Raw genomic sequence first — 26,980 nt, 5'->3', positions numbered from 1 at the left:
AGTGCTATTACTGCCCCATTAACTCATTTCAATTTAAATTGACCGTCAACCACTTGCACCAGCACAGGTTTACTCTGACGCTCCCCTTGGGAAGTAAACTGCAACGGTAACCCTGAGGTATCATTAGGTGAAAGCTCAATATTGCGGAGGCTGTTGAGAACTAGCTTTCGGTCGGCGTCCTCGACCAAAGCCTGAATAAAGGCTTGAGTAGCATCGAAGCTAGTGGCAGTAGCCCAGCTAACCTCTCCTTGCCATAGTTCCCTAGCTTTTGTAGAAAAGTTTTCTGCTTGTGGTGATTCTCTAAACCAGGGAACTACGATAGTCAACCCTGCCACCGCTTGCCCACCCTGTTGCAAGATTTTACTACTATATAAACCATCCCCACCGAACAACCTCAGCCGTTGCTGATCTCGGTTGTTAGGGTTCAGGTTAGCGTTGGCTTTAGCAATATCGAGAGCTGTATCAATGTATTTCACGCTGGGGAATAACATGGCGGCCTTGACTTGATCTTGAGAGAGATTTATGAGTGTGTCAGTTATATTCAGGTTGGGATTGTTTAATTCAATCTCCCGAACCACCTCACCCCCTAGTTGTTCAAAGTCTGTTTGAAAATCTTGTTTGAGACTCTTGCTATAGGGACTCTCAGAATCATAAAAAATTACCACCTGGTCTAAGCCAGGTTGACTGTTGACATGTTGAGCCAGTTTTATTGCAAGTGCTCGATTTAAAGGAACTGTCCTAAAGAACACATTTCTTTTGACATCAAGACTGGTTAAATTACTACTGGTGCTGGTGGAGGAAATTATGGCTAAGCCAGCTTGGTCGTATATGGGGAGTGCGGCCTTACTGGCATCACTAGAGTGATGTCCAATTACCCCCAGGATAGAGTTGTCCTGAACCAAAGCCTGAGCTATTTCTTTGGCTTTGGCTGGATCGTTGCCATCATTAGCGATCGCAATTTCCAGGAATCGACCATTTAATCCCCCTGAATCATTGAACTGATGTTGAGCCTGGGCTACTCCCCGCAATATTTGTTTTGCCCCGGATTGTGACTGGTCAATGGGCACTACCACAGCGATAGTAAATGGCTTAAACCCCTGTTGACGGGCTCGGGCATTGTTGTAGTAAATCAGCAATTCTGGATCATTGGGATTAGCCTGCCAAGCTTGCTCAAAAACCTTAACCGCTGCGCCATAGTTTTGGTTTTGGAATGCTTTAGCACCAGGGTCAATGTTTTTCTTGTTGTCAATTCTAGGAAATAAGCTGTGCTCACCCCAACTAATAGTAATAGTAATGCATCTAATCCCGAAGACTTTCTGGGCACCGGTTGCACAGGGCGTTGATACCTTATACAATACGACACCAACCAAGGAAATGATTGCTACTCCTGCTGCTATTGTGAGTAAGCTGAGTAAACAATTCCTTGGAATAAGGTTATCAAGATTACTCCTGAGTCTATCCTCCTTCTCTAAAGAATTTAAATAATTTTCAATGTCCAGTAGTTTCTCTTGTGCCGATAGATTATCTGGAGCAATTTCCAATACTTGCTGAAACGGCTCTCTTGCTGTTGTGTATTCTTGTTGGTCGATTAAATCATTCCCATAGTTGATCAGCGATCGCACCAACCCATCTTGGTTACGGATTGGGTCAACTTTATAGGCTCTTTGGTAATAGGTAACTGCTTTCTCAAACTCTCCCAACTCTAGATAGCCTTCAGCTAGGGCAAAGATAGCACTAAAATGATTAGGGTTTAGTTCCACAACCTGTTCATATAGTCCTAGGGCTTTGGGAATTTTACCCTGTTGATACTCGGTAGTTGCTTGTTGATAGATAGGATTAATTTCGTCTTGGTCTAGTTTTTCCAGTTCTAGGATTTCTTGCCGCAGTGGATAACGTTTAATTAACCAGCGCCGGATAAATTCAATGGTTATTTTACGTTTATTTTTATCTAATAAACCTCTTACTGCTAGTTGGTTTGGTGCTTCCCTTAGGGACTTTGTTTGAATAACGCCGTAGTGTTTGAGCAGACTTACAGCAAGTTTCGCCCCCCTAGCCCCCCAACTTTGGGGGGTTTTTGAGTTAAAGTCCCCCGCCCCCCTAGCCCCCCAACTTTGGGGGGTTCTTGAGTTAAAGTCCCCCAGAATTGGGGGATTTAGGGGGCTTGCAGTTAACGGCTGTAATGGCTCTTCTGAACTATTTTTATAACTATTTTTAACGGGATTACCTGCCTCGGCAACAGCAGAAAATACTACTCGTTCTGGAATCGATAATCCGGCTCTAATCCATGCCAAGCCAGCACTAGCATTTTCTAGGGCTTGGTCTACACTGTTTTCCACATCTTCTGGAGTAATCTGCCACTGCTGTAGCTCCCTAGCTCTACTAAAAATAGCAAAGCATAGGACTTGGGTAAAATAGGGATGCCCTGCTGATAGGTTGTAAATCGCTTGGATGGCAGCAGTTTCGTAGGTGAGTAGCCCTGCGGCTGGTTTGGTAATCAGTTCCTGACTAGTTTTTTGATCAAGTAAGCCAATTTCTTGCCTTGGGGCACCCTTGAATATCCCGAGTAAATCCAGTAAATCTTTGGATTCCTGTCCCACACAGAGAATCAGGTATAGATTATCCTGTTGAGCAACTAGGGATTTTAAGTAAGTAAATAAATGCTGAGAGATTAGGTTATTATTTGGGGTATTTAAGGTCTCCAATTCATCCAGCAATAAGGCTAAGTTTTGGTTACCCAAGGTTTGATAGACTTGAGGCAAAAACTGGTTAGAAAACAGCGATGGTTCGGTGGATAGGGCGGTACTAGAAGGCAAGGGTATTTCATGGGAGTCTAGTTCCAAGCTATCCAGGATTTCTATGGCCAGTTCTTCTAAGATATCACCGAGATATTTGTGACTGTAGGATTCCAGATCAAAGGGAACAAAGGCAAAGCTATCTAAGTTTACAGATGTAGGAATATTACGGAGTAGGGAAGACTTGCCAATCCGCCGTTGACCGTACAGTATAATTACCTTAGTTTTAGTGCTAAGGTTATCCTCGATAAACCGGAATAAGCTTTGCCTTCCCCAAAATAATTCCGGGTCATTTTCATCAATGGGACGACCAATGATATAGGGATTTCTAGGAACTGCTGAATTCATTTTTTCAACCCCCTCTTGGTCTTACTCTGACACTAATTTAAATTTACCGTTAACCACTTCCACCAGGACAGGTTCACTCTCACGCTCCCCTTGGTCAGTAAACTGCAAACCCAACCCGGAGGTATCAGTCGGTACAAGATTAATATTGCGCAGTCTGTCGAGAACTAGCTTTCGGTCGGCGTCCTGGAACAAAGCGTGAATAAAGGCTTGAGTAGCATCAAAACTCGTAGCAGTAGCCCAGCTAACATCGCCTTGCCATAGTTCCTTAGCTGCTTGAGAAAAGTCTTGGGCATCTTGTGCTTCCCTAAACCAGGGAACTACTATAGTCAACCCTTCAACTCCTTCCCCACCCTCTTCCAAAGTGTTATTTTCATATAAAGTAGACGCACCGAACAACCTAAGCCCTGTCTGACTTCCGTTGTTAGGGTTAGGGTTTAGGTTAGCGTTGGCTTTAGCAATCTTAATAGCTGTATGAACCGATTCCACCCTCGGGAATAATATAGCCGCATTGACTTGATCTTGAGAGAGACTGTTTTTAACTTCTTGAGTTATATTCAGGTTGGGATTGTTTAAGGCAATCTCCCGAACTCCCTTACCCCCTAGTTGTTCAAAGTGTGTTTGAAACTTTTCTTTTAGATCCTTACTATAGACACTGTTAGCATCATAGAAAATTACCACCTTGTCTAAGTTAGCTTCAGTTTTGACATAGTCAGCCAGTTTTATTGCAGATACTAGATTAGAAGGAGTTGTCCTAAAGAACACGTTGTTCTGGACATCAACATTGGTTAAATAATTACTGGTGCTGGTGGAGGAAATCATCGCTAAGCCAGCTTGGTCATATACGGGCAGTGCAGCGTTACTGGAATCACTAGAGTCATGTCCAATTACCCCCAGGATAAATTTGTCATTAACCAAAGCCTGAGCTATTTTTTTAGCTTTGGCTGGTTTGTTGCCATCGTTAGCGATCGCAATTTCCAGGAATTGACCATTTAATCCCCCTGAATTATTGAACTGATGTTGAGCCTGGGCTACCCCTCGCAATGTTTCTTTTGCCGTGTATTCTGACTGGTCTATGGGCACCACCGCAGCGATAGTGAATGGATTAAACCCCTGTTGACGAGCGCGGGCATTGTTGTAGTAAATCAGCAATTCTGGATCATTTTGATTAGCCTGCCAAGCTTCGTAAAAATCCTGAGCCGCTTGGGCATAGTTTTTGTTTCGGAATGCTTCAGTAGCACGGTCAATTTTTTGGTTAATTTTTTGGTTGTTGACAGTTTTAGGAAATAAGCTGTGCTCACCCCGACTAATAGGAGTAGCGAGACATCTAATCCCGAAGACTTTCTGGGCACCGGTTGGACAGGGAGTTGATACCTTATAATAGAAACCCACACCAACGAAAGAAATTATGGCTAGAGCTGCTGCTAGTTTGCCAATGCCTAACCTAGTAGGATTTGGATTATTATCAACTGGAGTGATAGGTCGATTACTAAGAGCTTCAATCTGGTCTAGTCTCTGCTGTGCTAATTGATCGTCAGGGTCAATGTCCAACATTTTCTGAAAACACTTCTGGGCTGTTGTGAATTCTTTTTGCTCGATCAACTGATCTCCATACTTTAGTAGCGATCGCAACAACCCTTCTTGGCTTGGTACTGGCTTAACTTTATAGGCTCTTGTATAGAGTTCTACGGCTTTCCTGTAATCGTTGACCTGAAAATAGCCCTCAGCTAAAGCCAACAGAGCGCTGAAATGATTGGGATTAAGTTGCAATACCTCTTTATAGAGCATTAGTGCGGCCCTAATTTCCCCCTGTTGATACCGTGTAGTGGCTAGTTGATAGATCGGATCAGTTTGGTCTTGGTCTAGAGTCTCCAGTGGTAGTATCTCTTGCTGTAGTGGGTGATAGCGAATCAACCAGTGGCGGACTAATGGCACCTTTACTCTACATTCTGTGTCATCGACGAAACGGTAGTCTTTAAGTCGTTTGGCTGCTTTATACAGGGACTTGGTCTGGATTACACCATAGCGCTTTAGGAAGGATAATGGGTGTTCTGGCACCGTCTGGCGTTGGGAGATAGCTCTTTGTTGAGCCTCTGCCACTGCTGAAAATACCACTCGCTCTGGGTTCGGTAAGCCATCCCACAACCATGCCAACCCCCCTTGAGCGTTCTCAATAGCCTGGTTGACTATCAGCTCCACATCTGGGGCAGAAATCGTCCAGTTGTCGTTCTCCCTCGCCTTCGAGAACAGAGTAAAGCCTAGGACTTGGGTAAAATAGGGATGCCCAGCAGATAGATGGTAAATTTCTGTGGTGGCATTCTCTTCATAGGTCAAGACACCCTGAGCTGTTTTATTAATTAGCCGTTTAGTACTGGTGTCATTCAGAAAACCAATTTCTTGGGAGGGTGAACTCTTAAACACCTGGACTAGATTGGGCATATCATCCAGATTCCGTCCTACTACCGCAATCACAAATAATTGATCGTGCTGTTTAATTAGCTTAGCTAAATAGGTAAAAAAATTCAATGGTGCTGATGGGGGATAGTGTTCAGGTATAGCATCAAATTCATCCAGCAATAAAACCAGATTTTTACCTTTTAATACCTGAAAAAGTTGGAGCCAATATTGATTAGATAAGATAGCGTTATCAGTGTCTAACTCTTGTTCTGAGGGGAGAGTAATATCATCTGGCTCTAGTTCACAGTGATCAATAATCTCTTGAGCCAAGTCATGGAGAATACGACTCAAGGGTTTGTGAATGTAGCCTTGCAAATCAAAGTTAACAAATAAAAACTTATCCCTAGTAACTTTAACTTTTTTGGGAATTTGTGCCAAGACCGATGACTTGCCAATCCGTCGTTGACCATGAAGTAATATTACCTTTACCCTCTGGCTCAGGTTGTCTTCGATAAACCGAAACAGACTATACCGTCCGAAAAAATTGTCTGGATCATCAATTATCTTCCCGATTTCATAAGGATTAGGATGATTATAATAATTATTAACCATTAGCCTACGATTGATGATTTGTTTAATTTTTATCCAAAACACTCAAGGTTGCTGCCATTTGAAGTCAGGAAAATGCAGCTAACACCTTACTCACCCATTCCACAGCAGTCTTGACTTTGTCTTGATGTTGCGATATCCACTTAATTGCTTCAGTGACTTGATCAGCTTGACTATGGCTGAGTAGATTGAGAAAGACTTTTTGCCTATCTTTTAGTAATTGATGATTAGTCTGCCAAAGTTCCTGAATCACCCACCGCTCCATAATCGATGAGGTAAATAATAAGTCTTGATGGCTGATCATAATTCCTTGTTGGTTTTGCTTAGTAATCACCCCTCGTTCTACAAGGTTAGTTAACTCTCGCTGGTGTTGGCTAAAGATGACCTCAATGCCCTTCAAGTCAAAGTGCTTGTTACGATGGAGACGACCGTCTAATTTGAACAAGGCCATCAACATCAATAGAGCTTGCTCAACTTGGCTACACCGTTTCCAAATTGTTTCAAAAATTGGTCTGGTAATACCTTCAAAGTCCCGAGCAAAGGCTTGGGCATCAGGGACGTTGCCAGTTTTTAGCTCTCGATAAAGCAAAGAACCAGCAATCTGGAGCAGAGCGGGATGTCCACCAGCAATCTCTCGGATCAGCCCCCGTAAGGTTGGGGTCATTGGCATACCAGCCATTAAGTGATCAATCTCAGAGTCAGTAAATGGCTTCAGGGATTGGAACAGATAATGGTTGTACCAGGGAGAACTATTGGGATTGAGAGCAGGACCAAGTTCATTGAGAGGGCGGAGTGAGGCCACAATCATTGATAAATATCGTCTTTCCCGAGAGTGATAGGCAATACTGCGACACTCCGTAAGAAAGGTTTCCATCTCAGCATGGTTATAGTGCTGGTTTTCCCGCAGTGCCCAATCATAGTCATCTACTAGCAACAGCAAGAATTTGTGGCGTTTGCCAAGTTTCCGCAATACTTGGCGCATGTCTCTGGTGGTTGCTCGTCCCTGGTCCAGCAATGTCTGGATCTGTTCCTGGAGGTCTGGCTCACCGTCTAATTCCTCTTGGAGCAGACTAAAGACTTCTTGCCAAAACCCGGCAGCTGTAAAGGGTTGGATACTCTCGCAACTCAGGAGTACCATTACAGCCTGGGATGGGTCTTGTTCATAGTGTTGCCAAACTTGGGGGGAAGCCAAGAATTCCAGGAAAGAGGTCTTGCCCATGGCTGGCCCACCCCAAAGGGCTAAGTTACTGCGGCTATAGATTTGATCAAAGGCCGCCATAATTTCTGATCGTCGTCCCACAAAACGCTCTGGGGAAACTGGCTGACCGTAGGTAAAAGGATTTTGCATCATCTTGGCTTCCATATTCAATTTTCAATTCAAGTTTTAATTTAGATTAATCTGATAATTATCTCGGGCTTCGATGCTACCCTATCTTGGTTAAAAGTCTTCAAAAATGCACTCATTTATTATCTTATATCGAGAAATATTGAACGTTTTTAGCAAAACTTGTTAACGCTCTAGGCTTCGATTACTTTTCTAGGTAAAATTTTGGAAAATTTATCAAATAACTATAACACTACAGTGATGTATGTACTTAGTTTTAATGGTTTTGTGATTTAACTCACCGTAACATTTCTCTCCTATAAGGTCATTATTAATGTATCCCCTGTTTACGAATCAAGGGTTTTGGTGGGTTACTCCTATTCTTAAAAGTGTGGTTGACATTATACACAATAAATCAAATTTTGAGAGTACCCATAAGGGGACTTGTGTTATGGTTTTTTTCTGATATGAACAGAGGGATGAGTTTGGTGAGTTTCGGAAGTGTGCGGTTGAGCCTCTGAACCTCGTGAGGTAGGGAACAGGGAATAGGGAAGAGGGAACAGTAATTAGATTTGATTCTTGAATAAACTTAAATAATAGTTATTGATTACGTTGTGACAGCAAATTTTGTGCAATAGCGATAAAAATTTGGAACATTGAGTTAAAGTCCCCCGAGCGAGCAATCCCTCGCTCGGGGGATTTAGGGGGCTTGCAGCTAAAGGTAGTCAGGTCAATTGATCTGAAAACGGCTGTAAGTTTTTTTGTACTGGTGCCAGATCTCAGCAAAAAGCGATCGCACTAGACCCGAAGAGGTGGAACATGAGGGCTCGCCCTTCGGTGGTGCGTTACGGGCAGCAACCTAACACTGGCTACGAGGTTGAACATGAGGGGAAGCCCTTTGGTGGTGCGTTACGGGGCGGGCTGTGCAAACACTGAGTACGAGGTTGAACATGAGGGCAAGCCCGCCCCTAACGCACCCTACGCGGCTTGGTATGCTAGTACAGAGTTGATTATAGTAGTTCCCGATTCCCGATTCCCGACTCCCGATTCCCGACTCCCGACTCCCTATTCCCTGTTCCCTGTTCCCTTTCTTATATGATCTCTGGTAATTCTCTTGTAGTTCTCTGGCATCGTTTTCTAGGCATTTTCCTGGCTGTGAGTTTTGCGATCGCACTGCCTGGCTGTAGCATCAGCCAATTTGAAACCAAGGCAGCTGACGTTCCCCGCATAGTCCAGAGTATTCTCAGTGACATCAATACCTTTAACTATGCCCTCAACCAAAGTGCTACCAGTATTTTTGGTCTTACCTTTCAGGGTTTAATAGACACTGATGGGATAACCGGGGAAATAATCCCGGGTTTAGCGGAATCCTGGCAGATTTCCGACGATAAACTTAAAATCCTATTTACCTTGAGGGAGGGGCTAAAGTGGTCAGATGGTCAGCCCCTAACCACTGATGATGTCGTCTTTACCTACAATGACATCTACCTCAACCCAGAAATTCCCACTGATTCTAGAGATATCCTCCGGGTTGGCAAGAGTCGAGCCTTACCAAAGGTCAAGAAGATAGACCAACGTCGGGTGGAATTTTCTGTCCCCGAACCCTTTGCGCCCTTTCTCCGCAATACTGCCTTACCGATCTTACCGGCTCATGTGCTGCAAGAATCGGTGAAAACCAAAGATTCACAAGGGAATCCTAAGTTTTTGACCATGTGGGGGGTAGATACGGATCCAGAAGATATTATTGTCAACGGTCCTTACAAACTCAAACTCTACCGCACCAGTCAGCGGGTGGTTTACGACCGTAATCCCTACTACTGGAAAAAAGATGAACAGGGAAAGCAGCAACCTTATATTGAGCGGGCGATCTGGGAAATTGTAGAATCAACCGATTCATCCTTTATTCAGTTTCGCTCCGGCGGATTAGATGCTCTGGGTGTATCCCCTGAATACTATTCCCTGCTGAAGCAAGAGGAAAAAAAGGGTAACTTTACCATCCACATCGGTGGTCCTACCCTCAGTTCCAGTTTTATCTCCTTCAATCTCAACACCGGTAGCCGGGATGGACAGCCTTTAGTAGATCCGATTAAGTCCCTTTGGTTTAATACTCTCGAATTTAGACAAGCCGTTGCCTATGGCATAGACCGGCAAACCATGCTGAATAATTTGTATCGGGGGTTAGGTGCGCCGCAATATTCTAATTTACCCGTGCAAAGCCCCTATTATCTCTCACCAGAAAAAGGGTTACCCGTGTATGACTATAATCCCGAAAAAGCCAAAAAATTACTATTAAAGGCGGGCTTTAACTACAATGACGAAGGCGAGCTCCTCGATAGCCAAGGAAATCGAGTCCGTTTCACCTTAATGACTAATGCTGGGAATAAGCTGCGAGAAGCCATGGGAGCACAGATTAAGCAAGACCTCAGTAAAATTGGCATTCAAGTGGATTTTACTCCCATTGCCTTCAATACCCTGGTAGACAAACTCAGCAATAGCTTAGATTGGGAATGCCATCTCCTTGGTTTTAGTGGCGGTGGCTTTGAACCCAATAATAGTTCTAATATCTGGTCTGTGGATGGGGGATTGCACAGCTTTAATCAAAAACCCTTCCCTGGTCAATCCCCCATTCAAGGTCGTAAAGTAGCGGATTGGGAGCAAAAAATAAGTGACCTTTATATCCAAGGCGCTCAAGAATTAGATGAAAACAATCGCAAAAAGATTTATCAAGAAGCCCAACGGATTAATTTAGAACACTTGCCTTATATTTATCTGATTAATCCTCTCTCCATGACCGCAGTTCGTAATTCCATAGAAGGCATTGAATATTCAGCTCTAGGAGGCGCATTCTGGAATATTGATGAACTGAAAATTTCAGAATGAATGGGGAGATAGGGAGCAGGGAGCAGGGAGCAGGGAATAGGGAATAGGGAACAGGGAATAGGGAATAGGGAACAACAGTAAATAAATACGAGGAGTTTTTGATGTTATGATCAATTTCATTGGGAATAGGGAGCAGGGAGCAGGGAGCAGGGAACAGGGAATAGGGAACAGGGAATAGGGAACAGGGAATAGTAGGAAATAAATACGAGGAGTTTTTGATGTTATGATCAATAAGGATTGGGCTTCATGATATATTTAGAAATACTATATAGCTTTTATTGCATGTATAATGTAAAATTATAAACCTCACTCAAAGTCCCCCTTTTTAAGGGGGATTTAGGGGGATCCATTTGTACCTCATGGTAAAGAGAATTGCTAGAAATCGTAGCTCAACATTAAACCTTAAATTGAAAATATTAAACCATTAAAACTTCTTCCCGATTCCCGATTCCCGATTCCCTACTCCCTACTCCCTACTCCCTACTCCCTACTCCCTACTCCCTACTCCCTACTCCCTACTCCCTACTCCCTTAAAATAAAATGACTCAACCCGAAGCATTAAAATCTCTACTGGAAGCGGTTGCGGCTGGTGACCTTAGCCCAACTGTTGCTCTAGATAAACTGAAAGATTTTACCTACGAAGAAGTGGGTGATTTTGCCAAAATTGACCACCACCGCACCTTAAGAACAGGATTTCCTGAGGTAATTTGGGGAGAGGGCAAAACCCCTGACCAAATTGCTCAGATTATGGCAGTAATGCGCCAGCGGAATCCGGTAGTAATGGCCACACGGATTACACCAGAGGTGGCAACGGAGCTAGAGTCAAAAGTCCCAGAGTTACAGTATTATTCCACAGCTCGGATTTGTGCGATCGCACCATCCCACCTCGAACCTAAGTATGCCGGTATCATTAGTCTAATTTCCGCTGGCACATCGGATTTACCAGTAGCTCAGGAAGCAGCCATTACTGCTGAGTTATGTGGGTTTCAGGTCAAGCGCCTTTGGGATGTGGGGGTAGCTGGTATCCACCGCTTGCTGAATAATCGACAGATGATTGCCGAGGCTGATGTGTTAATTGTCGTAGCTGGGATGGAAGGAGCATTACCCAGTGTGGTAGCTGGCATGGCCGATTGTCCAGTGATTGCCGTTCCTACTAGTGTCGGCTATGGAGCCAGTTTTGGTGGTATGGCACCCCTGTTAACCATGTTGAATTCTTGCGCACCAGGGATAGGAGTAGTGAATATTGATAATGGCTTTGGTGCTGCTGTCTTAGCTGGACAAATTCTTAGGACTGGTAATAAGTTGCAGGGTAAGCAATCAGCCGTCAGCCATCAGTAATCAGCTTTCAGTAATCAGCTTTCAGCTTTCAGCTTATGCCCGTAGCCCAATCGGTGCTTTTGAAATAAAATAAGCTGACCGGCACCTCAAGTAGCGTGAGCTAAAAGCTCACGGCTGACGGCTGACAGCTGATAGCTGATTACTTACTGGCTAGTTATAGGAAATAGAAAAAAAAATGCTACAGATAAGAGTAATTTTTGATACAGACAAATTCAGATCAAGTAACCTAAAATTTTTGAAAACGTAGCACCAATTTAACTATTTTATAGTAGCCTGATTAATGGCTAATTTTTTTGAGATATGAAACCCTATATCTTCATAATTTCAGGTCTTTTTGGGTTATCATAGTAATAAGCTACACAGAATTTTTCCCGACTCCCGACTCCCGACTCCCGACTCCCCACTCCCGACTCCCGACTCCCGACTCCCGACTCCCGACTCCCGACTCCCGACTCCCCACTCCCCACTCCCCACTCCCCACTCCCCACTCCCATCAACCCAGGAGCAAATTAACTCACACAATTGAGAACTGCACTATACTGAAAATAGTTCGATCAGAGTTAAATCCACTCATAAACGTTTCTCAAAATCGTTGTTGTTAACAGAGCAGGAAGTACGAGAAAAATGAACAAAAATGTACTTAAAGATACCAACCTAATCTTAATCGAAAACAACTTCTTCCCTCTCCACACTCCCCCTCATCCCTACACTGCCCACACTTCGTACATTCGACGCACTCCCCAAACCGCCCGGACTCCCCAAACTCCCCATACTCTGCCCATACTATTCCCCCTATTCCCGATTCCGTGTTCCACACTGCTTAAATAATTACTGATTGAATCACTAACTTACTTCCAATGCCAAACAATCCCTTCATTGTCGGTAAGCCAGTTCCCCCAGAGCGTTTTGTGGGACGAACTGCTCTGATTGAAACCGCTTTTGATCAAATCTCCCATCGCAGTAACCTATCAGTGTGGGGAGGTCCGGGCATTGGAAAGTCTTCTTTTTTGGAATTACTCACTTGGCCGGAAATCTGGCGAATACACCAGACCGACCCATCCCAAGCAGTGATTGTGTTATTAAATTGCCTCAGTATCCATCCCTTCAGTGGGTCTGGCTTCTGGGGAAAGGTTTTGAGTTTAATTAAAACTAAACTCGACAGCAATCCTGGGCTGCAAGCAGATATCGATAAATTCCTGCAAGACGGAAAAAGCACTGCTGAAGATTTCCAAAAAGTCTTAGGTAAGCTGGGAGCACACAACAAATTCCTAGTATTGCTAGCGGATGATTATGATGCTGTCTTTCGCACTCATGAAACCTACACCGAAGCTGACATGGAAGCCTTTCTAAGTCAGTGTCGCAGCGTAGCTTATTTTGCTGAGGAAAGGCAATACCTCTCCATGATTGTCACGTCATCTCGCCGTCTTAATGAACTTGGACCGAGTCTCACCCCAGATAAATCCCCGTGGTACAATCACTATCTGTTTCGACAACTTAAGCCATTTAACAAGAATGAAGTAGATACTCTGCTATTTGGTATGCCGATGACACCAGCGTTGCGGGATGGTATTAAAGAGATTGCTGATGGACACCCGGTCTTGCTACAGAATGCCGGTTATCTGCTTTACCAAGAGTTACGATCTGGAGGCTTGTGACAGTTACCAAAAATTTCCACTAATCTAACACTATCTACAAGCAAGTGTTAGATTTAAGTCATGGCACTTATACCAATCCGTAAGGCGGTCGAACTTACGGGACTATCAAGGAACACGTTACGGAAGTACGCAGATAATGGCACTCTCAGATGCGAAAGGACTCCAGGCGGAACTAGACTATTTCATTCAGAAGATGTCCTCAGGTTCGGAGCAAGACGTTCAAAACCTGATCAACTTTGTGAACGATCTGCCAAGACGATTTGCTATTGCCGAGTCAGTACCAGCAAACAAAGAGACGACCTCGACAGACTTCTCGCCTATCTCCATTCCCTCTTCCCCGACGCCGAAATCATCTTTGACATCGGCTCAGGTCTTAACTACAAGAGGAAAGGGCTTAGAACCATACTGGAGCGAATTGTGCTCGGAGATCAGCTCACGATTGTTGTTGCCTGTAAAGACAGACTTACCCGATTTGGGTTTGAACTCATTGAGTACTTGGTTAGAAGTTACCGTAAGAGTAGTGCAGCCTTTATAGTTGGTAAATTATGCAGCATAGGGTCTTGGTTTTGTAGTAAGGCTGCACTACTCTAAGGTTTCATCTCCGGTCGGTCTCAACGGTGGAAAAATCCTGGTTCTCAGCCAATCTGAAAGCTGCCCAGAGTCCGAACTTACCGCAGATCTTATGTCCATCATTCACGTCTTCTCCTGCCGGGTTCACGGACTCCGAAAGTACGGTAAAAAAATCAAAGAAGATTCGACTGTTCCTAAATCCTGACCAGAGATCTCTTATTCGCCAATGGTTCGGAGTGTCCCGTTATGTGTTCAACAAAACCGTCAAAATTCTCCAAGCAGGCGTTGTAAAAGCCAATTGGAAAGCCATCAAAACAGGAATACTGAACGACCTTCCCGAGTGGTGCAAGGAAGTACCTTATCAGATTAAATCGATAGCGATAAAGGACGCTTGTACTGCTGTCAGTGAGGCTAAGAAAAAGTATAAAAAGACGTCACAAATTAATCGGGTAAGATTTAGATCAAGGAAGAACCCTATTCAGTCTTGCTATATCCCTAAGTCAGCAGTTTCTGAGACAGGAATATATCACACAAAGCTGGGTAAATTGACTTACGCTGAAGACTTACCCGTAGATATTTGCGACTGCCGACTAACTAGCAACAATGGCGATTACTATCTAGTAGTCCCTCACAAGGTAGCTGTATCATATACCGAAAACCAAGGTAGAGTAGTTGCCTTAGACCCTGGAGTCAGAACTTTCATCACTTTTTTCAGTGAGACATCTGTAGGAAAGATTGGGCACGGAGATTTTTCTCGCATCCAACGCCTGTGTCAGCATTTAGATAATTTACTGTCTAAAATAAGTAAAGCCAAACGCGGACAAAAGCGTCGGATGAGAAAAGCCGCTAGGCGAATGGTTATCAAGATCCAGAACCTAATCAATGAGCTTCATCATAAGACAGCTAGGTTTTTGGTTGATAACTTTGATGTGATTCTACTTCCCACCTTTGAAACATCTAAAATGTCGGAGAAAAGGAATAGAAAAATCAGATCTAAAACCGTTCGGAACATGCTCAGCTTTGCTCATTATCGCTTCAAAGAATTTTTAAAGCATAAAGCGTGCATAACTGGAAAAACAGTCGTAGATGTCTGCGAGGCTTACACCAGTAAGACTGTTAGCTGGACAGGTGAACTGGTAAACATAGGCGGGAGTAAGACTATCAAGTCAAAAGTTGATGGCAAAGTCATGGACAGAGACATCAACGGTGCTCGTGGTATATTTCTGCGAGCCTTGGGAGATACCCCCTGGCTGCGAGATCAGCTTGCATTAGTGAGCCAGAATCCGCCCTTGGTAGATTTTGGTAGCTAAAAAGTATCGGATATATTTGGAAGGTCACGTATTTGATAAAGCAGTGCAATGCTATCAGCGAGCATACCTAGTTGATCCAGTCCGGAATCAGGATGGATTAGTGCGATCGCGTTTAGGTTATGCACAACACCTGATGGAAGTAGGGGAAGTTATCCTAGCCAGGCGGCAATTTGACCAAGTGCTAAGGATAGAGCCAGATAATAAACAAGCTTATCAATTCTATAACCAATTAAACAATCCTTTCGTTGTAGGCGCACCAGTTCCCCCAGACCGTTTTGTGGGACGACAATCAGAAATTCTGGCTAGTTTTAATCAAATCTCGAACCGCAGTAACTTAGCCATTTGGGGTGGTCCTGGGATGGGTAAGACCTCTTTCCTGGAACTCCTGGCTTCTCCGGACGTTTGGAAAGAGTATGGACAAGACCCATCCCAGGCTTTGATGGTGCTACTCAGTTGCGAAAGTATCCAACCGTTTACAGCTTCCGGGTTTTGGCAAGAAGTTTTAACTGAGCTGATCGATAAATTGGACAGTGAGCCAGACCTTCAGACTGAAATTGAGACATTGCTCGACCACGGAAAAGTAACTGCCAGGGTTATGCGCCAAGTATTGGGAAAGCTTGGAAAACGAAACAAGTTCTTGGTGTTGCTAGTAGATGACTATGATGCCGCTTTGCGAGAAAACCCGCACTATACTCAAGCTGACATGGAAATCTTTGTCACTGAGTGTAGCAGTATTGCCTATCACTCTCGGGAGAGGAGATATTTATCAATGATTGTCACCTCACTTCGCCCTCTCAATGAACTTGGTCCTCCTTTTAATCCCAATAGTTCTCCCTGGTATAACCATTATTTGTTTCAATCCCTTAAGCCATTAACGGAAACTGAAGTGGAGCAATTAATGGCAAGTATTCCCATCACACCAGCATTACGGGATGTCATTAAAAACAGGGCTGGTGGACATCCGGCCCTGCTATAAATTGCTGGTTCTTTGCTATTCAGAGAATTAAGAACTGGGAAGTTACCTGATACTGAAACCTTTACCAAGGAGTTTGACGATCAAACTAGACATATTTTCCAAAATATTTAGCAACGGTGCAGGGATGTCGAGCAAGGACTGTTGATACTGATGGCTTGGTCTATTTGGATGGGATGCATTAGCTGATAGCTGATAGCTGAATGCTGAATGCTTAGGGAGGATTCACCCACAGGAAACATTTACCAACCGAGCCAGAGTTCCCTCCATCATAGCGGTGGTTTGACCAGATACAGTGAATACCAAAGCTTCCCGATAGACTCGCTGGGCAGCATGGTGTTTGTAGTTAGCAGCACCACTAGACACAGTAACCGCTGCTTGAGCACATCTTCCTGCTAAATTAATTGCCCAAGTCCTCAGTTGTAGCCGTTGTTCAAACGTCTGAGAATCCCCTTGTGCTGCTTCGAGCATAGCTGTCTGGCAGCGAATCAATTCCCCGTTGAGGGATTCAAAAGCATTGTATAGAAAATCCAGTTGCTTGGTTTTGGCCGCCGCTTCTACAATGTCCAGTCCAGCTTGGGCACATCCTAGGGCCAAAAAACCAGCAGACAAAACTTTTTTCTGGTCATTTCCGTGAATTGCACCTGCTTTAGCAATCGAGACCACACGTTCTTCGGGTAATAACCAATCCATAAGGGTAGCACTAACGGTATTGGTGGATTGCATCGCCCCCAGTGCCATTGGTTTGCTAAAGGTAATAGTACCACCTGCATCTTGGCAGATTGGAGTCAATGGCACCATACCGTAAAGTTCTCGACCATCAGGCAATACTGCACCAATGACAAACTCTTGAAACAAGCTAAACCCAGTAACCCAAGGCACTTTTCCACTGATCTGATATCCACCATCTACCGGAATAGCTTTCACCAGTGGGTTACCTGTTCGTCGCACTTGGGAAAAACCGATACCAACTAGCACTTGACCCTGGGCTAATTTAGGAAGATACTGCTGCTTCAACGATTCATTCTCAGAGTAGGCGATCATTGCTCCAGCACTCTGGTGTTGCATTTGCAAGAATGCCAAAGCACCAGAATACCGTGCTACCAGTTGCTGGAAGTAGCCAAAGATTGTGCTACTAACTTCGAGACCTCCCCAGGATTTGGGAATCCTTAGCCCTAGCAAAGTGCGAACGCTCATCCCCTTGAGAGCCTCTCGTAAGACCTCAGGAGCACTATCAATTTCTGAAGCCAAGGGAGCAACGGATTCCCTTAGATAAGACTCTGCTGTCTCTAATAGGCTTTGTTGGTCATTATCGGGATACCGTTTGCTCACCTGCATTAACCTTTCTAGTTACTCTGATCTACTACATTATTAATAATCCCACTGTGATTTATACCATTGCTCAATTCCGTGAGCTACTTTCCTCAAAAAAAGCGAACGCGCCCCGCGTGACCAAACGCGATCGCGTGGCCTTTTGGCCAAGGTCAATCGCGTAGCGTGACCAAACGCGATCGCGTGGCCTTTTGGCCAAGGTCAATCGCCCCCAGTGAGCGAAAGCGTTCGCATAAGCGCGGAAGCTGAGGCCGTAGGCCACGCGGGGCGCGTTCGCGTGACTCGCGTCGGCTTTGCGGAATCGTAGCTGTGGATACCAATTAAAATCTTTCTGCTAAAAAACTGTTTCTTCCATGTTTTCATTGTCAGGGGTGGGAAAGCTTTGTAGCCTCTTGAGGAAATCTAACAATTCTTCAGGTGTCAGAAACTGACGGGAAATCTTCCCGTAAACCTGTTGTAGGTATTTAACTCCATCTTGTTTTGACCACCGCAACCGTTGAAGTTCCTTGGACGTCTGCTTTAGAATTTCAAAAGATTCGTGGGACTTGATCCAATCTTCCGATTGTTGTGCCCGGGTCTGTGGCTGTGTTTGTGGCTCTGACTCTGGTCCTGGTTGTGAAATTGGCTGACCACTTAAAAGTGACTGGCAGGCATTGGCAATCGAGTAGATATTAACAGAAGCATCCCAATCATAGGATATATAGCGGTCTCTACTATCATAGAGGGAACAGAACACCGTAGCTGGATTACCTTTTGAGGTATCATTACCCCTCAGAGCGATCGTCAGCGGTTCCTTTACTTGCTCAGGGGATAGCTTAACAAGACTAAGCAAAAAGCAACGAGAAAATATACTATCAATCCCTGACTGGATAGAATACGGTTTATCCGCTAGCACTTGGATGCGGAGTTTAAGCACTTCTTTCTCAAGAAATTCTTTTGCCACTATCTCAATCCCACTCACAAAACATCGGATGGCTTGGTGGTAAATGGCTTCTGGTTTATTTTCTGAGTGATTCCAAAAGTGCCACAGGTACTTACCATTTTCAGAGTTTTTGACATAGATTATTTTCGGTATCGGGGCATCACAAAACCCCAATTTATTGGTATTGTCTAGGTTGCTTGACTCTACTGTTTCGGCCATGACACTCCCTTGGATACTATCGCAAATCTGTGCTTTAAGTATCCAAAGCTGATGTATGCGTTCGCATTTGTTTTATGAATATCGGGTATGCTTTACCGTAATAGCTCGATGCTCGCGCATCCGGTTTGTTGATCCCGTTTGTTGATGATCACGTTATGGTTATAGCCATGAAATTACTAGAGAAATCATAAATCTGTGATAACTTTTGATTTAGGATTTCCCTATTCCCTATTCCCTATTCCCTATTCCCTATTCCCTATTCCCTATTCCCTATTCCCTATTCCCTTTGCTATATAAATTTTAATACCGATACCGTTACCATTTGCGACTGCATCAAGACAATGATTAAAAATGTATTTAAAGATATCCTCTTATCCAAAACTAATTCTTCCCTTCCTCCTCTCCCCACACTCCTCCCTTTTCAACACGTCTTACGACCCCTGGGTCTAGCTGTTGCGCTGGCGCTATTTTGTCTATTGACCCTTACAGGTTGCCATCCGAACCAGTTTAAGACTCAGGCAGCTCAGGTCTCTCAACTAGTTTTAGCTACTCCTAGTGACCCAACTAGCTTTAACTATATTGTTAATAGCTCTATCTACGGTGTGTTTGGTTATATATACGAAGGATTACTGACTCAGAATGGCATGACAGGGAAGTTGGAGCCAGGACTAGCTGAATCTTGGGACATTTCCTCAGACCGACAGCGGATCACCTTCACCCTGCGGGATGGGCTAAAGTGGTCTGATGGGGAACCCCTGACGGTGGATGATGTGATCTTTACCTATCAGGAGCTTTACCTGAATCCCAAAATTCCCACAGTGCATCGAGATTTCCTCAAGATTGGTAGTACTGGTAAGTACCCATCGGTGCGCAAACTAGATCAGCGGCGAGTTGAGTTTACCTTACCACAACCCTTTGCGCCATTTGTGAGATCCGCAGGAACCCTAGCCATTCTACCGGCTCATGCCTTACAAGAGTCTGTGCAAGCCACTGATGGTAATGGCAATCCCCAGTTTCTTTCAACTTGGGGCACTAACACCAATCCCCAAGACATTGTTAGCAATGGTCCCTATCGACTAGAAAAGTATACCCCTGCTGAGCGAGTCATCCTACAACGCAACCCTTATTACTGGCGTGCGGATGCTCAGGGAAATCCCCAACCCTACATTCAACGGATTGTCTTACAAGTTATCCCATCCTCTGATAACCAGTTACTCAGATTTCGCTCTGGGGAGTTGGATAGCCTCAGAGTCAATCCCGAGGCCTTTGGGTTACTTAAACGAGAGGAAAAGCGGGGGAAATACACCATTTACAATGGAGGACCGATGCCTAGCATTAGGTTTGTCGGTTTTAATCTCAACAAAGCTCGCAATGCTCAGGGAAAACCTTTCGTAGACCCAATCAAGTCCCGTTGGTTCAATACCTTGGCCTTTCGACAAGCGGTAGCCTATGCTATTGACCGGGAAAGAATGAAAACTAATATTTATCGAGGACTGGGTGAAGTACAACATTCCCCGATTGCTGTCCAAAGTCCCTATTACCTTTCCCCAGAAGACGGGTTAAAAGTCTACAACTATGAACCCCAGAAAGCAAAACAATTACTATTAGAGGCGGGTTTCAGGTATAACTCCCAAAATCAGCTGCTGGATTGGGATGGCAACCGGGTAAAATTCACTATGCTGGTGAAATCAGACGATAAATCCCGAGTGGACGCAGCAGTTCAGATTAAACAAGACTTGAGCCAAATTGGGATAGAAGCAGATTTGCAGGTACTCAGCTTCAACCTTGTGCTCAGAAAGCTCCTATCGACTCGGGATTGGGAGTGTTATGTGGGTGCCTTTGGAGCAGGAGTGAGTGAGCCTCACACTGTATTTCTGTTCTGGTACAGTGGAGGCTCGTTTCATCAATTTAATCAAGGTCCTCAACCCGGACAACCACCACTAGAAGGGTGGGAAGTGTCTGACTGGGAGCAAGAGATTGACCGTCTGTTCAATGCTGGGATACAAGAACTTGATCAGAGCAAACGCAAAGCGATTTATGGTCGATTCCAGGAAATCGTTGCCGAGGAGTTGCCCGTGTTTTTCCTGGTCAATTCACTAGACTTTCAGGCAGTACGCGATCGCATCGAGAATATCAAATTTTCTAGCTTAGGGGGACCGTTATGGAACATTGATGAGCTGAGAATTGCGGAAAACTAATCAAGTCTTGGGCCTTGGGGGATGGGGATTGTGGGGAGATGGGGAGATGGGGAGATGGGGAGATGGGGAGATGCGAAGAAGAAATTAGCGCTGTTTGTCACCCCTTCAGAAAGCGATTGGCCGTAGGCCAATCACTTTCTTTGTTAACTTAGAGGAGGTTAACTCAGACTAGACGGAGTACAGAAATATGAATGATAGTAATCAGATTCAGGAGAAGCCATCAACTGACCAGTCAGAGGAAAAATTATTCCGACAATGGTATCGCTTTATTGAGGATCATGGATTCACCTGGAAAGGAATTCTTTCTCGATATAATGGTAACGGAAGTCTTGATCAAGTCCTTGATTCCACAAGACGATTTACTCCTCTAGCAGATGCATCTCAACTTGAGCATTATCTATGTTTTATTAACCAAGACGACCCCTCGAAAGTCCAAGAAAATACGTGGATTATTGAGAAATGCGGTCCAGGTATCTCTCACCCCATCGATCTGAGTTCAACGACGATGTTTTCCTCTAAATCCTCTGGTGTAATGAGCAGACCTCTGAGGAAAGACCAGGCCAACTTCTCCGAAATTTACCTGTTCCAAGGGAACCGTCGTATCAGCGTGGTAATTAGTTATCTTCCCGATCCCTCCAAGGACTCAGAGAATCGATGTGTACTCTCCAGGATTTCCTTGTTTCGCGAAGTAAAACTTGACCTTGTCCCATTTCCCTGGTCTAATCAGACACCAGAGGTAAGTAATCGGGATTATCCGAGCATTAAGGCCATAGACACCCTGGTATTACGATCAGGCACCTTTGATGAAATTCCCCTGCCAGATTACCCTACCCATTGGCCGAAGGACGGTCGATTAATATTTGATTTTCCCGACGGGATTTCCATAAACGTGCCAGAAACCCTTGAGCCTGGTAACGATAGCACTCTGATAGTTAGTTGGAAATACAGCACCGATAGAATCAAGAGAGGGATTGCTAACTTCACGGATGATACCCGCGCAGCTGATTTGATTACCCAGGAATGCGTGATTGTCTAACAATAGGGTGGGCAATGTCTAGCAAGTCTTAGTACTAGGATTGACAGTGAAGGTTTAGTATTGCTGGCGTCAGTGCCGAAAAAACTCCAGATTCGCCATCTTTGATGGTCAGTTGTTTCATAGAGGAAGTTATCGATGAGAGTTGATACCAAAAAACCAGAAGCAGTAAAAAAAACTGCCACCGCTCCAATAATTGAAACACAGCAAGAGTTCAACTGGCAGCAGAGCTGGTATCCTGTCACCTTTGTGCAAGACCTGCCCACAGACCGTCCTTACAGCTTCTCCCTGTACGACGAGCCTTTGGTATTGTTCAGAAACCAAGATGGTAAGCTAGCTTGTTTAACAAACCGCTGCCCTCACCGCGCCGCTAAACTCTCGGACGGACAAATCATTGATGGTAAAATCGAGTGCTTATATCACGGCTGGCAATTTGGTCAAGATGGTCAATGTTTGCACATTCCCCAGTTACCAGAAGATGCCAAGATTCCAGCCAAAGCCTGTGTGCAATCGTTTACGGTTGTCGAACGGCAAGGTATTGTCTGGGTATGGATGGGGAAACCTGAAGCTGCTGATCTCGAGGGCATCCCAACTGTAGCGGATTTGGACAATCCTACAGTTGCTAGCTCAGACTATATGATAGACCTCCCCTACGACCAAAGCTATTTTATAGAAAATGCCCTCGATCCCTCTCACCTCTACATCAGCCACGAGGGCACCCTAAGTAGTCGAAAATACGCTCAACCCTTAGAAATGGAAGTCCTGGAAAGTTCTACTCTTGGGATTCGAGGCAGGTACCGAAAAACCAGGCAAAAGAATAGCCCATGGGTAAACCTTGATTTCGTTGCTCCCAATTTAGTGACCTACAGAAGCTCAAGAGAGGAAAAATCAGTTCGTATCGGTGGAGCAGCACTTTATTCCCTTCCTATAGGTAAAGGCAAATGCCGTATTATTATTAGGAATTATAATAATTATTCTACCTGGAAACTGAAGCTACAACCTCGTTGGATGGAACACTGGTACCGAGACAAATTCTTAGAAGAAGATTTACCACTTGTGGTGGGACAGCAGGCAGAAGTGGAGCGATTGGGAACAAGCCTAAACTCTCTGTATTTGCCACTCAAAACATCAGATCTGTTGTTGATTGAGTATCGCAAGTGGCTCGATAAGTTCGGAACGTCTTTACCTTTTTATCAAGGCTATTCTACCAGGAAGCTACCCCAGAAAGAATCGGAGGATAATCAACAACCAGCTCCCCTAGACCGATTAAGGCGACATACTCAAATCTGTGGTTCCTGCAATCGAGCCTATCAGGTAACCAACCGGTTACGACTTTTGTGGGAGTAGCGATCGCATTGGCAGCTTTGGCAATAGTTACGGATGGTTCTGGGACTGAACTAGTTGCTATTTTAGGGTCTGGCTCAGCCGTTGTTATCGCAACAGTTGCCCATCAAGTAAAAACCCATTTCGAGCGTTCTTACACTCGTCATTAACCCTAATTTGACCTCAAGGTCATAAACTAACTCTGTATAATTCATGGTTTTATAGTAAGATTAATAATCTTACTATAAAACCATGATCGCAAACCCCAAAGTGATATTTTAGAGGATATCTGAAAAGTTTTTTTATACTGGATTTTGCCCCCCTAGCCCCCCAACTTTGGGGGGAAAAAGAGTCAATTTTCTTCTAAAAGTCCCCCGCCCCCCTAACCCCCCAATTCTGGGGGGAATTAGCGGATGCTTCGCTTTTTTACAGATGGGGACCAACGGGGGCTTGGATGTAGCAAATGAGACTTCTCAGACAACCTCTTATATTAATTGTATTCTAGTAACTGCATTCTAGTAACTGCATTCTAGTAACTGTATTATAGTAAACGTAATTGTCCCTCATCTCAATCCAAAAAAATTACCGAAAGATGACCGTCCCCACCAATAATCCCAAGGAATTTAGACAATTTGAATATTGTGGATGGCAACAGTCAGTAGACCAATATCATTCCTCTTTTTCCTCTCTGACTAGCCAAACTATCGAAACTCTGCTTGATAGTGTAAATGCGGCAAGGGATATGCAATTGCTTGATATTGCCACTGGTCCTGGCTATGTGGCTGCCCAGGCCCACAAGCGAGGATGTAAGGTGACGGGGGTAGATTTATCAGACGCTATGGTTGCTAAAGCACAGCAACTCAATCCCCAGATTGACCTACGGTCACGCTACGCGATCGAATTTTGTCAGGGGGAAGCCGAATCCTTACCCTTTGCCGAATCTCAATATCAAGCAGCCGTAATGAACTTTGGAATTTTGCATTTGGCTGAACCAGAAAAGGCACTGGGTGAAGCATTTCGGGTAATTCGTAGCCAGGCCAAGTTTGGGTTTACTGTGTGGAGTAAGCCAGAAAAATCGATAGCCTTGAAGATTATGAATAAGGCGATTGAAACCTATAAAAATACAGATATTACTCTTCCAGAAGGGCCACCATTTTTTCTGTTTAGTGAACCGGATTATTGCTGCAAGTGTTTGCAAAATTTAGGATTTAAGAATCCTTCTTTCCAAGAAATACCCCTACTCTGGGAACTTAGCAGTGCCGATGAACTTTTTGATGCTTTTTATAAAGGCACCGCCAGAACAGGTGGTATACTGCGCGCTCAAACTAGTCAATCCCTGGACAATATACGGGCAGCAATTCACCAGGAAACGGCAAGCTATAGGCAAAATAATCGACTGCTTCTGCCTATGTCAGCCATAGTTGTATCTGCTCAGAAACCTTGAACTCTCCCGCAGCAGCCCACCACAAAAAGGCATTTGTATCAAGTAAAGCTTCCATGTGATCGGTTATCCTTGACCGTAAAAAGATTCTAAAATCTCTTCAGGGAGAGGATCGTCAAAATCATCTGGAACAACTAAACGCCCTTTGTCGATACCTGGCACTCTTGGTTTTGGTGGTTTTATTGAGGGAATAATCCTTGCCATTTCTTGGCCCTGTGCTGAAATGATAATTTCTTCTCCTTTGAGTACCTGACTGAATAATTCAGAGAATCGTTGTTCAGCTTCTTGTTTGTTTACATGAATCGTCATATCTTCATAGTATTTAATTAATATAGTATATCAACCGTAAATACAACCATGATAACCTTAGCTAAATGGTCAATTCAAGACTATCATAACATGATAGCAGCAGGTATCCTAAGTGAGCGTCGTGTCGAATTACTAGAAGGGCAAATTATTGAAATGTCACCAGAGGGACCTTTACATCGCAAAATAAACGATTCTATCGCCGAATATTTGCGGGAACAGCTCCGAGGTAGCGCCAAGATTTACGAATCACATCCTATTTCCCTTCCTGATTCAGAACCAGAACCAGATATTGCCGTTGTCAAATTGCCCGTTTCCTTGTATGACTCTCGTCACCCTTCTGCTGAAGAAATTTACCTATTAATAGAAATCTCTGATAGTACCTTAGAAAAAGATTTGGAACAGAAGCGAATTACTTATGCTCATGCTGGCATCTTAGAATATTGGGTTGTAGATTTGAAAGCTCAACAACTGATCGTGTTTCAGCAACCATCGGGCAATAGTTATCAAATTCAACAAACCTACAGCCAAGGAAATCTCTCCCTTGTGGCTTTTGAGCATATTGAACTATCAGTAGAAAAGCTAGTATCGTTAAACTCTTATAGAGAATAAGCAAGCTAGCAATAGGCAATCCCACCTTTGCACAAGCAATAGTCGCGCCGTGGATGCATCGGCTTGATTAAAATATTTCTTTACATTATAGGGTAATTTTTCCTGTGCTTACCCTGATACTATATACTCAAAATCCTTTAGTTTTTTAAAAAAGGGTAAATCCGAAAACCTAGGCTTTTCCTAGCCACTCATTCCGATCTGGAAACTTGTCATAATCAGTTTTTCAAGGGATAGGGCTATCAACTGTCAAAGTAGCGATCGCTAGTTTTTGATCTACTGATTTGATCTAATTAAAAAAGGCATTTACTTCTACTGTGCTTCCATCCTGCCATCGCTGTTAGATCAAAAGCATACATACCAGGGTACTGAGCAATGTCTATTCCAGAAATCAGCCAGGAAATTATTCGTTCTTATACCAGTAGCCAATCATGGCAACGAGGAAAAGCTTATTATCACGATGGCCATGTGAGAAGAGTAGTTCAACGGGGGAAATTAATTACAGCAGACGTTGAAAGTAGTGATATTCGCCCTTATCAAGAGGTGCGACCCGTGGCGAATTTAATAATTAGATGCGGAAAGCGCACCTATTAATATTGGTTTTGAAGAAGATGAATTAGACGCAGGTTATTGTAGTTGTCCTTACGGACATGGAGGATACGGCAAACATATTGTAGCAACATTATTAGTATGCTTGCACGAACCAGAACTAATTGAATAGCGTCCTAGTTTAGAGGAAATTTTAGACCGGCTTAATGAGGTTCAGATATATAGCCTTTGTATTTGAGACGTAAACCTAGGAAGTCTATTTTTACTGTGCAATCACACTCCGGATCTCTTTCCCCTTTTGCCTGTTGCCTATTGCCTGTTGCCTATTGCCTGTTGCCTATTGCCTGTTGCCTATTGCCTGTTGCCTATTGCCTGTTGCCTGTTGCCTCTTGCCTTTTTGGGCAAATCCTGTGTTTACAACCCAGATACAAATGGGCTACTGGGCTAAGCTGACTTGCAACTCCAAACAATTCCGACCATTGACCTGTAAGCGATACTCCACCCGATCCATTAGTCGATGGATAATTAGCCAGCCATAGCCGTTTTCCTGTAAATCACCTGGATTCGGTGCTTTATAAAACGATGGGTCAAATCCTTGACCATAATCCCAAATCTCCAGAGCAATATCCCGTTCTTTGAGTTCTAGGCAAATCAAGATGGGTAAATTGGGTTGATCGCGATGAGCATGACGCACTACGTTAGAGTAAGCTTCCACTAATACCAATCGCAAACGATTGGATAGACTAGGCCAATCAACACGATTTCCGAGTTCAACCTGCAAAATCCCTATAAACCAGTTTTCGACAATGCTCAAAAACTTTAGGTCACTCGGTATCTGTAGTTCTGTTTTCATTC

General features: G+C 44.1%; 26 protein-coding genes. 17 read left to right on the top strand and 9 right to left on the bottom strand.

What is annotated here, in order from left to right; all coding sequences use genetic code 11:
• Nucleotides 1-23: 23 nt before the first annotated feature.
• The 3 genes from BJP34_RS15195 to BJP34_RS15185 form a co-directional block, all read right to left on the bottom strand.
• Nucleotides 24-3,140 (bottom strand): ABC transporter substrate-binding protein, encoded by a 3,117-nt coding sequence (locus BJP34_RS15195; RefSeq protein WP_070393061.1) that lies wholly within the window; start codon nucleotides 3,138-3,140, stop codon nucleotides 24-26.
• 21 nt (nucleotides 3,141-3,161) lie between these two features.
• Nucleotides 3,162-6,146, bottom strand: coding sequence for an ABC transporter substrate-binding protein (locus tag BJP34_RS15190; protein WP_083305607.1), 2,985 nt, complete (start codon nucleotides 6,144-6,146; stop codon nucleotides 3,162-3,164).
• Between the two features lie 64 nt (nucleotides 6,147-6,210).
• Nucleotides 6,211-7,506, bottom strand: a complete 1,296-nt coding sequence (locus tag BJP34_RS15185; protein ID WP_083305191.1) for an ATP-binding protein — start codon at nucleotides 7,504-7,506, stop codon at nucleotides 6,211-6,213.
• An 844-nt stretch (nucleotides 7,507-8,350) separates the two neighbouring features.
• Between BJP34_RS15185 and BJP34_RS43395 the strand changes: the two genes are divergently transcribed.
• Nucleotides 8,351-8,566, top strand: a complete 216-nt coding sequence (locus BJP34_RS43395) for a hypothetical protein (RefSeq protein ID WP_158517234.1) — start codon at nucleotides 8,351-8,353, stop codon at nucleotides 8,564-8,566.
• Nucleotides 8,563-10,347, top strand: a complete 1,785-nt coding sequence (locus tag BJP34_RS15180) for an ABC transporter substrate-binding protein (protein ID WP_070393059.1) — start codon at nucleotides 8,563-8,565, stop codon at nucleotides 10,345-10,347. The genes BJP34_RS43395 and BJP34_RS15180 overlap by 4 nt, the downstream gene beginning before the upstream one ends.
• Here the strand turns inward: BJP34_RS15180 and BJP34_RS43390 are convergent.
• The gene (locus tag BJP34_RS43390; RefSeq protein WP_158517233.1) at nucleotides 10,339-10,578 is read right to left on the bottom strand and encodes a hypothetical protein; all 240 of its coding nucleotides are present in this window, start codon (nucleotides 10,576-10,578) and stop codon (nucleotides 10,339-10,341) included. The two genes, BJP34_RS15180 and BJP34_RS43390, sit on opposite strands and share 9 nt — an antisense overlap.
• 309 nt (nucleotides 10,579-10,887) lie before the next feature.
• Between BJP34_RS43390 and larB the strand changes: the two genes are divergently transcribed.
• From larB to BJP34_RS15150, 7 genes are all read left to right on the top strand, one after another.
• Entirely contained in the window at nucleotides 10,888-11,685 is a 798-nt protein-coding gene (larB, locus tag BJP34_RS15175; RefSeq protein ID WP_070393058.1) for a nickel pincer cofactor biosynthesis protein LarB, read from the top strand.
• A gap of 334 nt (nucleotides 11,686-12,019) precedes the next feature.
• Nucleotides 12,020-12,211, top strand: a complete 192-nt coding sequence (locus tag BJP34_RS43385; protein ID WP_158517232.1) for a hypothetical protein — start codon at nucleotides 12,020-12,022, stop codon at nucleotides 12,209-12,211.
• 98 nt (nucleotides 12,212-12,309) lie between these two features.
• Nucleotides 12,310-12,513: a hypothetical protein gene (locus BJP34_RS39900; protein ID WP_149030994.1), complete on the top strand. Its 204-nt coding sequence runs from the start codon at nucleotides 12,310-12,312 to the stop codon at nucleotides 12,511-12,513.
• Nucleotides 12,514-12,542: 29 nt separating this feature from the next.
• Complete coding sequence (locus BJP34_RS15165) at nucleotides 12,543-13,340, top strand: AAA-like domain-containing protein (protein ID WP_070393056.1); 798 nt, start codon at nucleotides 12,543-12,545, stop codon at nucleotides 13,338-13,340.
• A gap of 60 nt (nucleotides 13,341-13,400) precedes the next feature.
• The gene (locus BJP34_RS15160; RefSeq protein WP_070393055.1) at nucleotides 13,401-13,931 is read left to right on the top strand and encodes an IS607 family transposase; all 531 of its coding nucleotides are present in this window, start codon (nucleotides 13,401-13,403) and stop codon (nucleotides 13,929-13,931) included.
• Between the two features lie 26 nt (nucleotides 13,932-13,957).
• A complete protein-coding gene (locus BJP34_RS15155) occupies nucleotides 13,958-15,220 on the top strand; it encodes an RNA-guided endonuclease InsQ/TnpB family protein (RefSeq protein ID WP_070393054.1) in 1,263 nt (420 codons plus the stop codon).
• A complete protein-coding gene (locus tag BJP34_RS15150; RefSeq protein WP_193431327.1) occupies nucleotides 15,210-16,196 on the top strand; it encodes a tetratricopeptide repeat protein in 987 nt (328 codons plus the stop codon). The genes BJP34_RS15155 and BJP34_RS15150 overlap by 11 nt, the downstream gene beginning before the upstream one ends.
• A gap of 222 nt (nucleotides 16,197-16,418) precedes the next feature.
• On the opposite strand, the gene BJP34_RS15145 is transcribed toward BJP34_RS15150, so the two are convergent.
• From BJP34_RS15145 to BJP34_RS15140, 3 genes are all read right to left on the bottom strand, one after another.
• Complete coding sequence (locus BJP34_RS15145; protein ID WP_070393052.1) at nucleotides 16,419-17,531, bottom strand: acyl-CoA dehydrogenase family protein; 1,113 nt, start codon at nucleotides 17,529-17,531, stop codon at nucleotides 16,419-16,421.
• Nucleotides 17,532-17,595: 64 nt separating this feature from the next.
• Nucleotides 17,596-17,724, bottom strand: coding sequence for a hypothetical protein (locus BJP34_RS48915; RefSeq protein WP_267876576.1), 129 nt, complete (start codon nucleotides 17,722-17,724; stop codon nucleotides 17,596-17,598).
• 135 nt (nucleotides 17,725-17,859) lie between these two features.
• Nucleotides 17,860-18,666: a hypothetical protein gene (locus tag BJP34_RS15140; protein WP_070393051.1), complete on the bottom strand. Its 807-nt coding sequence runs from the start codon at nucleotides 18,664-18,666 to the stop codon at nucleotides 17,860-17,862.
• A 341-nt stretch (nucleotides 18,667-19,007) separates the two neighbouring features.
• On the opposite strand from BJP34_RS15140, the gene BJP34_RS15135 reads away from it, so the two are divergent.
• The 5 genes from BJP34_RS15135 (at nucleotide 19,008) to BJP34_RS15120 (ending at nucleotide 24,664) form a co-directional block, all read left to right on the top strand.
• Nucleotides 19,008-20,864, top strand: coding sequence for an ABC transporter substrate-binding protein (locus BJP34_RS15135; protein WP_229424381.1), 1,857 nt, complete (start codon nucleotides 19,008-19,010; stop codon nucleotides 20,862-20,864).
• Between the two features lie 187 nt (nucleotides 20,865-21,051).
• Nucleotides 21,052-21,900: a DUF3598 family protein gene (locus tag BJP34_RS15130; RefSeq protein ID WP_070393050.1), complete on the top strand. Its 849-nt coding sequence runs from the start codon at nucleotides 21,052-21,054 to the stop codon at nucleotides 21,898-21,900.
• Nucleotides 21,901-22,035: 135 nt separating this feature from the next.
• Entirely contained in the window at nucleotides 22,036-23,244 is a 1,209-nt protein-coding gene (locus BJP34_RS15125) for a Rieske 2Fe-2S domain-containing protein (protein WP_229424380.1), read from the top strand.
• Complete coding sequence (locus BJP34_RS47495; RefSeq protein WP_229424379.1) at nucleotides 23,235-23,390, top strand: hypothetical protein; 156 nt, start codon at nucleotides 23,235-23,237, stop codon at nucleotides 23,388-23,390. The genes BJP34_RS15125 and BJP34_RS47495 overlap by 10 nt, the downstream gene beginning before the upstream one ends.
• 422 nt (nucleotides 23,391-23,812) lie before the next feature.
• Nucleotides 23,813-24,664: a class I SAM-dependent methyltransferase gene (locus tag BJP34_RS15120; RefSeq protein WP_070393049.1), complete on the top strand. Its 852-nt coding sequence runs from the start codon at nucleotides 23,813-23,815 to the stop codon at nucleotides 24,662-24,664.
• Between the two features lie 63 nt (nucleotides 24,665-24,727).
• Here BJP34_RS15120 and BJP34_RS15115 read toward each other — a convergent pair whose 3' ends face one another.
• A complete protein-coding gene (locus tag BJP34_RS15115; protein WP_070393048.1) occupies nucleotides 24,728-24,970 on the bottom strand; it encodes a type II toxin-antitoxin system Phd/YefM family antitoxin in 243 nt (80 codons plus the stop codon).
• A 48-nt stretch (nucleotides 24,971-25,018) separates the two neighbouring features.
• On the opposite strand from BJP34_RS15115, the gene BJP34_RS15110 reads away from it, so the two are divergent.
• The 3 genes from BJP34_RS15110 to BJP34_RS43380 all read left to right on the top strand — a co-directional run bounded on the left by BJP34_RS15110 (nucleotide 25,019) and on the right by BJP34_RS43380 (nucleotide 26,573).
• The gene (locus BJP34_RS15110; protein ID WP_070393047.1) at nucleotides 25,019-25,579 is read left to right on the top strand and encodes a Uma2 family endonuclease; all 561 of its coding nucleotides are present in this window, start codon (nucleotides 25,019-25,021) and stop codon (nucleotides 25,577-25,579) included.
• Nucleotides 25,580-25,951: 372 nt separating this feature from the next.
• On the top strand, nucleotides 25,952-26,170 hold the full coding sequence (locus tag BJP34_RS15105) for an SWIM zinc finger family protein (protein WP_070393046.1): 219 nt from the start codon (nucleotides 25,952-25,954) through the stop codon (nucleotides 26,168-26,170).
• A gap of 253 nt (nucleotides 26,171-26,423) precedes the next feature.
• On the top strand, nucleotides 26,424-26,573 hold the full coding sequence (locus tag BJP34_RS43380) for a hypothetical protein (protein WP_158517231.1): 150 nt from the start codon (nucleotides 26,424-26,426) through the stop codon (nucleotides 26,571-26,573).
• On the opposite strand, the gene BJP34_RS15100 is transcribed toward BJP34_RS43380, so the two are convergent.
• Nucleotides 26,562-26,978 carry an ATP-binding protein gene (locus BJP34_RS15100; protein WP_070393045.1) on the bottom strand — a complete coding sequence of 139 codons (417 nt, stop codon included), beginning with the start codon at nucleotides 26,976-26,978 and terminating at the stop codon, nucleotides 26,562-26,564. The genes BJP34_RS43380 and BJP34_RS15100 overlap by 12 nt on opposite strands.
• Nucleotides 26,979-26,980: the final 2 nt, after the last annotated feature.

This window comes from Moorena producens PAL-8-15-08-1, from assembly GCF_001767235.1.
Taxonomy (GTDB): domain Bacteria; phylum Cyanobacteriota; class Cyanobacteriia; order Cyanobacteriales; family Coleofasciculaceae; genus Moorena; species Moorena producens_A.
This window is presented reverse-complemented; position numbering and strand designations above follow the sequence as displayed.

Coding starts and splice junctions, on each gene's coding strand:
- BJP34_RS15195 (WP_070393061.1), bottom strand. CDS start 3,140: ATGAATTCAGCAGTTCCTAGAAATCCCTATATCATTGGTCGTCCCATT.
- BJP34_RS15190 (WP_083305607.1), bottom strand. CDS start 6,146: ATGGTTAATAATTATTATAATCATCCTAATCCTTATGAAATCGGGAAG.
- BJP34_RS15185 (WP_083305191.1), bottom strand. CDS start 7,506: ATGGAAGCCAAGATGATGCAAAATCCTTTTACCTACGGTCAGCCAGTT.
- BJP34_RS43395 (WP_158517234.1), top strand. CDS start 8,351: ATGAGGGGAAGCCCTTTGGTGGTGCGTTACGGGGCGGGCTGTGCAAAC.
- BJP34_RS15180 (WP_070393059.1), top strand. CDS start 8,563: ATGATCTCTGGTAATTCTCTTGTAGTTCTCTGGCATCGTTTTCTAGGC.
- larB (WP_070393058.1), top strand. CDS start 10,888: ATGACTCAACCCGAAGCATTAAAATCTCTACTGGAAGCGGTTGCGGCT.
- BJP34_RS39900 (WP_149030994.1), top strand. CDS start 12,310: ATGAACAAAAATGTACTTAAAGATACCAACCTAATCTTAATCGAAAAC.
- BJP34_RS15165 (WP_070393056.1), top strand. CDS start 12,543: ATGCCAAACAATCCCTTCATTGTCGGTAAGCCAGTTCCCCCAGAGCGT.
- BJP34_RS15160 (WP_070393055.1), top strand. CDS start 13,401: ATGGCACTTATACCAATCCGTAAGGCGGTCGAACTTACGGGACTATCA.
- BJP34_RS15145 (WP_070393052.1), bottom strand. CDS start 17,531: ATGCAGGTGAGCAAACGGTATCCCGATAATGACCAACAAAGCCTATTA.
- BJP34_RS15140 (WP_070393051.1), bottom strand. CDS start 18,666: ATGGCCGAAACAGTAGAGTCAAGCAACCTAGACAATACCAATAAATTG.
- BJP34_RS15135 (WP_229424381.1), top strand. CDS start 19,008: ATGATTAAAAATGTATTTAAAGATATCCTCTTATCCAAAACTAATTCT.
- BJP34_RS15130 (WP_070393050.1), top strand. CDS start 21,052: ATGAATGATAGTAATCAGATTCAGGAGAAGCCATCAACTGACCAGTCA.
- BJP34_RS15125 (WP_229424380.1), top strand. CDS start 22,036: ATGAGAGTTGATACCAAAAAACCAGAAGCAGTAAAAAAAACTGCCACC.
- BJP34_RS15120 (WP_070393049.1), top strand. CDS start 23,813: ATGACCGTCCCCACCAATAATCCCAAGGAATTTAGACAATTTGAATAT.
- BJP34_RS15115 (WP_070393048.1), bottom strand. CDS start 24,970: ATGACGATTCATGTAAACAAACAAGAAGCTGAACAACGATTCTCTGAA.
- BJP34_RS15110 (WP_070393047.1), top strand. CDS start 25,019: ATGATAACCTTAGCTAAATGGTCAATTCAAGACTATCATAACATGATA.
- BJP34_RS15105 (WP_070393046.1), top strand. CDS start 25,952: ATGTCTATTCCAGAAATCAGCCAGGAAATTATTCGTTCTTATACCAGT.
- BJP34_RS15100 (WP_070393045.1), bottom strand. CDS start 26,978: ATGAAAACAGAACTACAGATACCGAGTGACCTAAAGTTTTTGAGCATT.